Raw genomic sequence first — 8,897 nt, forward strand, 5'->3', positions numbered from 1 at the left:
CGCGACGCCGCCTACGGGAGGAGGATCGAGTCCTGCTCCTGAATGGCGCCGGGTTGCTTGAGCGATGGAGGTCGGCGGCGGGCGAGCTCTCGGCTTCGACGAGGAGGCTGTCCTCGCCGAAGCACCGCGGCATTTGCCGCTCCAGTGCCTGCTCCGGCCCGCGCCGCCTGGGACTATTGCCGGGAATGACGGTAATGCTCTACAGACGATTCTCCCCGATCAAGGTCGCCCGGCAAGTGGATCATGGCGGTCAAGCCCCGTCCCCGCCGGTCAGAAGCCCTTGACGAAGTCGAGCACGTACCACTTGTTGGTGGTGGCGTTGTAGATCGCGGTGAGGAAGTCCCGCTTGTTGGCCGTCGTGGTGAGGGTGACGGTGGGGATGGTGGTACCCCGGACGAAGATCGAGTTGAGAGTGAGGGTGCGGCTTCCGGTGGCGTCCTGGATGAGTTCCCAGGTGACGCGTTGGCCATTGGTGGGGTTGGTGGGTGCACCCAGGGTTCTGTTGCCCTGGAGGGTGACGCGGAAGAGGTCGCCGAGGGCCGCGTTGGTGGCGATGGTCGGGGCGTCGGTGAGCGTGACGGGGGCGGGGTTGACCTTGGAGTCGACGTAGTCCTTGCGCGCGAGATGGTCGGCCGAGGTCGGCGCGGTGCCGGAGGAGACGGTGCCCTCGTAGTAGGCGGAGTCCGCGCCGTAGACGAACCCGGCGGCGACAGTGCCGCCGGCGGTGTCGTTGATGATGTTGGTGCTGCCCGCCAGCGACAGGGGTTCCACGTTGCTGAAGTCGCCGAGAGTGGCCGAGCAGCCGGAGTCGACCTTGATCGAGTTGACCGCCGCACCGGTGGGGGTGTTCTCGGCGAATCCGAGGATGCTGACCCCTCGGGCGCCGCCGGTGACCCAGATGCTGACGTTGGGGCTGTTGTAGGTGAAGGAGTTGAACAGGCCCACGCCGATGGCTGCGTTGATCTTCCAGCTGTAGCCGTCGTATCCGGTGCCGCGGTTGACCGCGGATTCGGCGCCGCACCCGTTGAAGCTGATGCCCTGGCTTCCGACGCCGGTCACCTCGTAGCCGATGCCGCAGTGGTCCGCTGCGCAGCCGACGAAGGAACAGTAGGCCATCGTGTCGAGACGGAAGCCCGCGTTGGTGATGATGTCGGCGTAGCAGCCGATGAACGAGCAACTCGTCCCTGCCGCACCTCCGGAGACACCGTGAATGTCCCAGCCGTGGTTGCCGTTGTTGGCCGATGTCACTCCGGTGAACGTGGACACGATCGGGTTGGACAGATCGATCCCGGTGTTGCCGAAGAACTTCACCGTCACCCGTGAAAACGACAGCGAGACGGTCGCGGGGTTCGCCGATCGCGTCAGCAGGATCCCCTTACCGCTGCCGCTGCCCGGTCCCTGGACGGTGAGATCCTGGATGGTCAGCCGCGTGATGTCCGAGCCGGTGAGGCCGTTGGCCGTTGTGCTGCTCTGCGCGATCACCGCCGAGCCGTCACTGACGCCTTGGAGGATCAGGTTGGAGCGTGCCACCAACGCGGAGGAGATTTTGTAGGTGCCCGCCGGGAAAACGACAGTTCCGCCGGAGGAAGGCACTGCATTGATCGCGGATTGGATTGCGGTGGTGTCATCGGTGACGCCATTGGCGGTGGCACCGTAGTCCAGGACATTGAACCAGTAGCTGGTGGCCATGGTGGTCTCCGTCGCTTGCCTCGTCGATGCGAGGTGCTGAGCTGGGACCAGCGGAACACCGGGTTCGGTGGCCGGCCCCGAGGAGAGCCGATCAGAGCGATCTCAACTGAGGTTTCAAGGAGGTTGGCCCCGGCGGAGCAGTCCGTTCTCTGGGAACGGACCCTATGACCGGCTGCTTCAGGGACAGGCGAGGGCACGATTGCCGGCACGTCAGCTGATTACGCTACAGATGCGACTGGTTACGCCACGTTCAGCGTAGCGACTCCAAAACGCCCCGTGAAGTCCCCGAATGTTCGTAAATGCGTCCTTCGGTTTGATGTTCGACGATGCGGTGCCGTGCTTGGCGTGGCCCGGCGGCCAGTTCGAATGCCGTCGTCGCGTGGCCGTCGCAGGGCGATCCGGACGGCATCGGCCTGCATCACGCTCGTGTGGCTGCCGCTCCCCCCGCTGGCCCCTGGCCCAGGCGGTGCGGTCGCGCGGGTGTCATCGGGTGAGCCAAACGGCCGCGTCGCCGGGCAGGCTTCCATTCTCCAGAGGAACGCTGCTCAGGAGCACACCGTCGTGGTCCGGCAGCCGAAAGGCGTGGGCGCGGAAATTGACGATGCACTGGAAACCGGGGGGACGGGTGAAGGACAGTACGCCGGGTCCAGCGGTGGAATCCCAGACCAAGGACCCGCTGCCCAGAGCCGGGTGAAGCCTGCGGATGTGCAGCGCCCGCCGGTACAGCTCCAGCATCGACTGCTCGTCACCCTGCTGCACTTGCACGGTGAGACGCTTCCACTCCTGCGGCTGGAGCAGCCACGGAACTGATCCCGCATGGTCGGGGCTGAAGCCGAAGGGCGGGGCGTCGCCGGACCAGGGCATCGGCACGCGGCAGCCGTCGCGGCCGCGGTTGGCGTGTCCCGAGCGCTGCCAAATGGGGTCCCGCAGCGCCTCATCAGGCAGGTCCTCCACCTCCCACAGGCCAAGCTCCTCACCCTGGTAGACGTAGGCGCAGCCCGGAAGAGCCAGCGTGAGCAGAGCGGCCGCCCGTGCCCGACGCGTGCCCAGATCCACGTCGAACGGGCCGGCAAGAAGATGATCGGCGAGATCGTGCACCGGGCCGTAGGACTGCGGCCGCCCGTAGCGGGTGAGGTGTCGCACGACATCGTGGTTGGAGAGCACCCAGGTCGCCGGTGCGCCGACGGCGCCCATCGTCGTCAGGGAGCTGTCGATCGCAGTGCGCAGGTGTTCCGCGCGCCACGGGGTTGTCAGGTAGTCGAAGTTGAAGGCGGTGTGCAGCTCCCCGGGGCGGACGTAGCGGGAGAGGCGTTCGGGATTGCGCGCGCACGCCTCGGCGACGAACACGCGGGGCTCGGCATAGGAGTCGGCCACCGCGCGCCAGCCACGGAAGATTTCGTGGACCCCCTCGCAGTCCCAGTGGGGATGGCCTGGATGGGCGGCCGATCCGATGAGTTCGATGTCTGCCGGGCCCAGGTCCGGCAGACCTGGGGCCTTGATCATGGCGTGCGCGACGTCGATGCGGAGCCCGTCGACGCCGTGATCGAACCAGAACCTGAGGACCGACTCGAATTCCCGGCGGACCTCGGCATTGTTCCAGTTGAGGTCGGGCTGCTCAGGCGCGAACAGATGCAGGTACCACTCTCCGGGCATGCCGTCGGGTTCGACGACCCGGGTCCACGCCGAGCCGCCGAAAACGCTCCGCCAGTTGTTGGGCGGCAGGTCACCCCCCGGACCGAGGCCCGCCCTGAAGACGAAACGGTCCCGCTCGACGCAGCCGCGGCCGCCGGCCAGCGCCTCGCCGAACCAGGGGTGCTGAGAGGAGGTGTGATTGGGTACCAGGTCGATCAGGATGCGCAGCCCCAGAGTGTGGATCTCCTCAATCAGCGCGATGGCCTCGGGCAGGCTCCCGAACGCGGGATCGATGGCCCGGTAGTCGGTGACGTCGTAACCCCCGTCAGCCATCGGAGAGGGATACCAGGGATTGACCCACACGGCGTCCACACCCAGCTCGGACAGATAGGGCATGCGTCGACGAAGTCCGGCAAGGTCCCCGACACCATCGCCGTTTCCATCAGCGAAACTACGCAGGTACACCTGATAGCAGACTGCGTCACGCCACCACTCGACAGCCCTGCGGCGGGCACCGTCCCGGCGCTGTGACGTCTCCCAGAACAGAGCAGGATCGGGAAGATCGGTCATGCGGCAGCCCCCGCCAGCAAGCCGGCACGAGTCGGGCGAGTGGAGATCAAGACGACCAACGCCAACCGCCACGATCCTGACGGACAGGGAACATCACACGCACACAGATGAGTCGTCGCCACGGCCAGTACAACGCAGATCACCGTGCGAAGACACTCGACACGGTCGTCCACCGGGCCGACGCCACCCTGGCCGCCGGAGCGGAGTTCACCGTCGAGGCCGGATGTTGCCCACGACGCCATCAATGAGTGGATGGAACTCGGTTCGCTGAAAAGCCCGGCTCGCGGTGGCGATCGCGCCTGGCGCGACGAACCTGAGTTGCGCTTTCGTCTCTACCACCTGCCCGCACGCTTCACGAAACACGCCCGAAGGCGCCGGCTCCGTATCGAGGCTGGAGTGACGGCAGGTCAGTAGCAACCTTGGCCACGGTACCTCGTCAGGACTTCAAGATCATTTTTGCTTCACTGCCTGCCACACACGTGCCTTACTTGCCTAAAAAGGCTGCGGTCCATTGACCTGCTGATTCGCTTGACAGCCATAGATAATTGTCGTGACTTCTACGTCCGGTACATCCGGTACGTCCGAGGAACCGTTACCCGACCACGGTCCCGCCGCCTCAGCCACCGAATCCGGCCGCGAGCGACCCGAGCGTCCCAAGCGCGCACTGCTCCACGGGACTCGGGAGTTCCTTGCCGAGCAGGTCCGGGAGTTCCTAGCCGAGATCGTCATCCAGGTGGTCAGCTGCGCCCTGCTCATCGCCGTACTCGCCACGGCGGTCTGGGGGTGGGGCCGGAGTCCCGCTCTCACGCTGAGCATCGCGGTCGTCCTGCTGAGCGGCGCCGTCGGCACCCTCGCCGCTGTCGAGGCCCGCAACCATCCGGGGCGCCGGTGGCCGTGGCTGCTGGGGTCGGCGGTGCTGACCATCCTCTGCGCTGGGGGCGTGTGGTTCATCTCTTACGGCAGCAACTGCGGGTGCACGTCGTAGGGGATGCACGTAGGCGGGAGCGAATAGGCCCCGGCGCGGTTGGCACCCGGCGGCGGTTCGGGCCCGAGAGTCGTTCGGGCCCGGCGGCCGTACGGGCCGGTGGGTTCTCGTGCGGCGGCGGCTCGCGCTCGCCGCTTACCCCCTCCCCACCCTGGACGAGCCGCCGTCCACCCCCAAAACCCCAGTCACCACACCTCCCCCCTATCGGGTCGTGTTCGAGAATGGGTGGCATATCCGCTGGTCGGCGCGGATCGCTACCCACGCACTGTGGTTGCCCTGATCGTCGGTAGCGCGAAGGGCAAAGTCATGGATGGCGGGGGCGAGGTTCGGCACAGTGGTTGTGGTGACGCCCCGGTAGATCGCTGTGCGGACGTTGTACGAGGTCGTGCTGCCGTCTGCGTTGAGGTGGTACAGCTCGTACCCGGTGATGGGGTTTGCCCCGGCCACCACCCAGTTGAGTTTGGCCTCTTGTGGAGTGGTGCCGCAGTTCCAGGTGGGGTTGACGAGGAATGGCGGAAGTTCCGCGAGGTGCTGATTGGCGACCAGGAAGTCGTTCAGTCGTCCGGTCACAGCCTCTGTCTCGGCCGGGGGCAGGGAGCAGCGGTTGATGGTCAGCGATACGAGGGTGTTGACGGCGTCGAGGGAGTCCAGATCGGCTCGACCGAGGTAGGCGCGGAGGTTGGTTTGTGCTGCCCCGTGCTGTACGTCGTTGCACAGTGCGTCAGACAGGTTGAGGACTTGCTGCGAACTCAGGCGGGTGGATGCGGTGCTGTTGAATTCCTGAGCCGCCCGCAGGGCGGCCGATCCGTCAGTCTCGGGGGGCGGGAAAATTACCTTGTAGTCGTCGGAGCTGGGGTATGCGGGCTGCTCTTGCGGCAGGTCGGGCGCCAGATGCCGCAGGGACTGCGCGGCGGGTATCAGTGTTTGGGGTGGACAGGATGCCTTCGCGGCTCCGAGAATCAGGGTCGCACCGGCACCGTAGGTGCCGGGGGGCAATCTCAAATTTCCGAGATTCCTGCTGCGGCCCCACGGGCTTTTGATGGCCAAGGTTACGATCCCTCGCAAGATACCTTTAGCGAGGGTTTTGTCGACGAATTTGTCGGCCCGGCTATAGTCCTCGAAGCGCTTGCACAGCGGGTCGTAGCCGGTTACGACTGAGGGCGCGGGGCCGGGCCGGGCCACAGCTGCGTTCGCGGTGCCGATAGAGGCAGCCAGGGCGAGCGTGAGAGTTGCGGCGAGGCAGGGCCGGCGCAAACCGTCTCGGCGTGCGCGGGGTGGGACGGACATGGGCTCAACCCCCTCAGAGATAGCCTGTCGGCGGTTGCGGGGGAGACGTCTCTCTTGATTTTACCGCCGGATGCCCACGCCCGACGCGCCAGGCCAGGCCAGGCAAGGCAAGCGACCCCAGCACGAGTCAGCCCCAATGTGATGCGACCGAAATCGTGGACGTCAGTCTGTAGCCTGATTTTGATGTCCCCGGCTCCCGGTGCTGTTGAAGTCAGACTGCCCGCTTTAATACCCGGTCGGGCACGTCTCGGACGAGGCTTGCGTCGTGGCATCTGTCGGTACGGAGTCCCCGGACCAGGAAGTCTCCGACACGCGGAGCGGGCTTACTGGCTTTGTCCATGAGAACGGGTTCTGGCCCGACTTCCGTGAAGTGGTCACGATTAGTGATCAGTGGGTGTTTCGAGTGCTTGGAGGATCTGTCGCACTTCCTGGCGCCACTGGTCGGCGTCGGCGCTGTCCACCCAGCCGGTTGTCATTTCTGATCCGTCCTGGAGAACCCGGCTCAGTGCGAGTCTCGCCGGACCGCGAAGGGAGGCTGGCAGTTTGGGCAGCGGTTCCCGGGGGCCGTCATCGGGGTCAATCACGATGGGGCTGTCCGGGAGGGTACTGGCGACGAGAGCGCCGGCGGCAACGGCTTCGGCCCCGTCTCCGCCATCGACGCGTTCTCCAGAGTCGGTGACTCGCTGGAATGCCCGCTCCAGCACGTCGATGACCTGTTGGTGGGTGAGTCCCTGAAGTTCATCGACGAAGTCTGCGGCGAGGTCGCTGTCGAACGGGCCGGTTCCCCACGTTCCCATGCATGGCTCCTGATACGGCTGTCTCGGATGAAGGCATGGTTCCAGGAGCCACTGACATCGGTCACGGGGCGAGGAGGACTCGCTTGCGGAGCAGGGCGAAGCCGGCGCGACCGAACATCTGGCGCTTGAGCATCTTGATCCTGTTGACGTGTCCTTCGACGACGCCAGAGTTCCAAGGCAAGGTCAGGCCAGCGATGACGGCGTCGCGGTCTCGGTCGATGCCGGCCGCGAGAGTGTGGAGGCTGGGAAGGTCGTCCTGGCGGACGGCGTCGAGCCACTGCGGGAGCCGTTCCCCCTGCCGCTCGGTGAGCATTTGGGCGAAGGACCGGACGTGGCCGGTCAGGGCGGCGAGCTCAGGGCAGTTGGCAAGGACAGCCTTGAGTCGGAGCTGTTCGATCTCGGTCAGCGTCTCGGGTCGGCTGAGGATCCATCTCGTCACCACGCGGGGTGCCGGCGGTTGCGCGGTGACCGGCCGTGGCGAGGTGCGTTTCTCTCGCAGGTAGGCGCTGACCCGGCCGTAACTGCCTCGATAACCCATGGGAACGATCTCCTCCCAGAGCTTCCAGGCGTTGGTGCAGCCCTCCTCCCAACGATCGTCCAGGTAGGGCTTGTACTCGTCGAGGACGGAGGTCCTGTTGTGCTGCCACTGGCCGCGAAAGAGGTCTTCCGGCTTCGCAGCGTCGGCGAGGCTTTTGACGGTGCGATGGGTCATCTGGAGCTGACGCCCGATGGAACGGCGGCTGTGGCCGGCTTCCAGCAGCGCGTGGACCGTGGCATGCCTGGCTCGGACGCGGTTGGCGAACCGCTCGCTCCGCCATAGAGAGTCCGCCTTCTCCTCGGGCGGCGCCGGTTCGTCGGCCTTCCCCTCGCGATCGGGGACCAGAACGCGAAGGCACTCGCGGTGGCGGGCGACAGCCCGCTCAGCGGCCTCCCCGAGGTTGTGCCACAAATGCCAGCGATCGGCGACCTGCGTCGCCTGGGGTGCCCCGGCTGTGGCGCCTTCCGCGAAGAACGGCGCGCGGTCCCGGCAGACGATCTCGATCCCCGGTCGCTTCGCCAGCCATGCGGCCAGGCTGGACGCCTCCCGGTCAGGCAGCAGATCCACCGGGCGGCGGGTCTCGACGTCGACGAGCACAGTGCCGTAGACCCGTCCTTTGCGTGTGGCGTACTCATCAACACCCACCACCCTCGGGGCCGGGACTTCGGGTTCCGGCAGTGCATCGAGCAGCCGCAACACCGCGCTGCGGCTGATGGACACCCCGAATGCCCGTGCCATCCGGGCGCCAGCCCGGCCGGCGAGGGCGAGACCCACCGCGGCAAGAGTCGACCGCAACCGCTCCGTCCACCTGCTGTGTCGCCGGGTCAGTCCCGGCATCTGCTCAGCGAACGTTCGCCGAGCACAGGAAGACTCCGGACAGAAGAACCGCCGAACTCGCAGTTGTAGGACCACCAGACGTCCCCCACTCGGCACGTCCGCAGGAAACCGCAGGTAAGAGCTGTGCACCCGCGTCGACTCGCTCCCACAGTCCGGGCATACCGCCCCGGCCGCCGTACTGCAGACGTCGATGCGTATCGCCTCGTGACTCACGTCCAGCGACAGCACCGAAACGTCCGCGATGGACGGTAACAGCAGGCCCTCCAAACGGGGCGCCGTCTCTTCCACGGCGGGACTGTCGACCACATCAAGATGGGCCCTGGTCATTTTCAGGCAACTTGATCGGAGCGTCAGCCGTCACTCAGCGTGCGCGCATCACGGAAAGCGAGCCAGAACCCGAGAACGGACCGCACTTCGACAGCGGCTCGGGAGGCACTCGGCCGCCGCAGCTGGGACGGAATGTTCACGAGTTTCGACAGCATCGTGGCGTACTCGCAGTCCGCGTCCGTCGGCCGTTCGACTCGTCCGACCGGTCAGGAGGGCGCGCCGGCCAGGACTTCCA

7 protein-coding genes are annotated in these 8,897 nt (G+C 66.3%); 2 read left to right on the forward strand and 5 right to left on the reverse strand.

Annotated features, from left to right (window positions below; translation table 11 throughout):
* Positions 1-270: 270 nt before the first annotated feature.
* A complete protein-coding gene (locus ACZ499_RS37140; RefSeq protein WP_468681236.1) occupies positions 271-1,689 on the reverse strand; it encodes a glycosyl hydrolase family 28-related protein in 1,419 nt (472 codons plus the stop codon).
* 483 nt (positions 1,690-2,172) lie between these two features.
* Entirely contained in the window at positions 2,173-3,891 is a 1,719-nt protein-coding gene (locus ACZ499_RS37145) for a glycoside hydrolase family 13 protein (protein ID WP_468681237.1), read from the reverse strand.
* 107 nt (positions 3,892-3,998) lie between these two features.
* Between ACZ499_RS37145 and ACZ499_RS37150 the strand changes: the two genes are divergently transcribed.
* Entirely contained in the window at positions 3,999-4,139 is a 141-nt protein-coding gene (locus tag ACZ499_RS37150) for a hypothetical protein (RefSeq protein WP_468681239.1), read from the forward strand.
* 302 nt (positions 4,140-4,441) lie between these two features.
* Positions 4,442-4,876 carry a hypothetical protein gene (locus ACZ499_RS37155; protein WP_468681242.1) on the forward strand — a complete coding sequence of 145 codons (435 nt, stop codon included), beginning with the start codon at positions 4,442-4,444 and terminating at the stop codon, positions 4,874-4,876.
* Positions 4,877-5,077: 201 nt separating this feature from the next.
* Here the strand turns inward: ACZ499_RS37155 and ACZ499_RS37160 are convergent, their stop codons facing one another.
* From ACZ499_RS37160 to ACZ499_RS37170, 3 genes are all read right to left on the reverse strand, one after another.
* On the reverse strand, positions 5,078-6,163 hold the full coding sequence (locus tag ACZ499_RS37160) for a hypothetical protein (RefSeq protein ID WP_468681244.1): 1,086 nt from the start codon (positions 6,161-6,163) through the stop codon (positions 5,078-5,080).
* Positions 6,164-6,543: 380 nt separating this feature from the next.
* Complete coding sequence (locus tag ACZ499_RS37165) at positions 6,544-6,960, reverse strand: DUF4259 domain-containing protein (RefSeq protein ID WP_468681246.1); 417 nt, start codon at positions 6,958-6,960, stop codon at positions 6,544-6,546.
* 61 nt (positions 6,961-7,021) lie between these two features.
* Positions 7,022-8,662 carry an ISL3 family transposase gene (locus ACZ499_RS37170; RefSeq protein WP_468681248.1) on the reverse strand — a complete coding sequence of 547 codons (1,641 nt, stop codon included), beginning with the start codon at positions 8,660-8,662 and terminating at the stop codon, positions 7,022-7,024.
* Positions 8,663-8,897: the final 235 nt, after the last annotated feature.

The organism is Streptomyces sp. NPDC031265 (genome assembly GCF_055570295.1).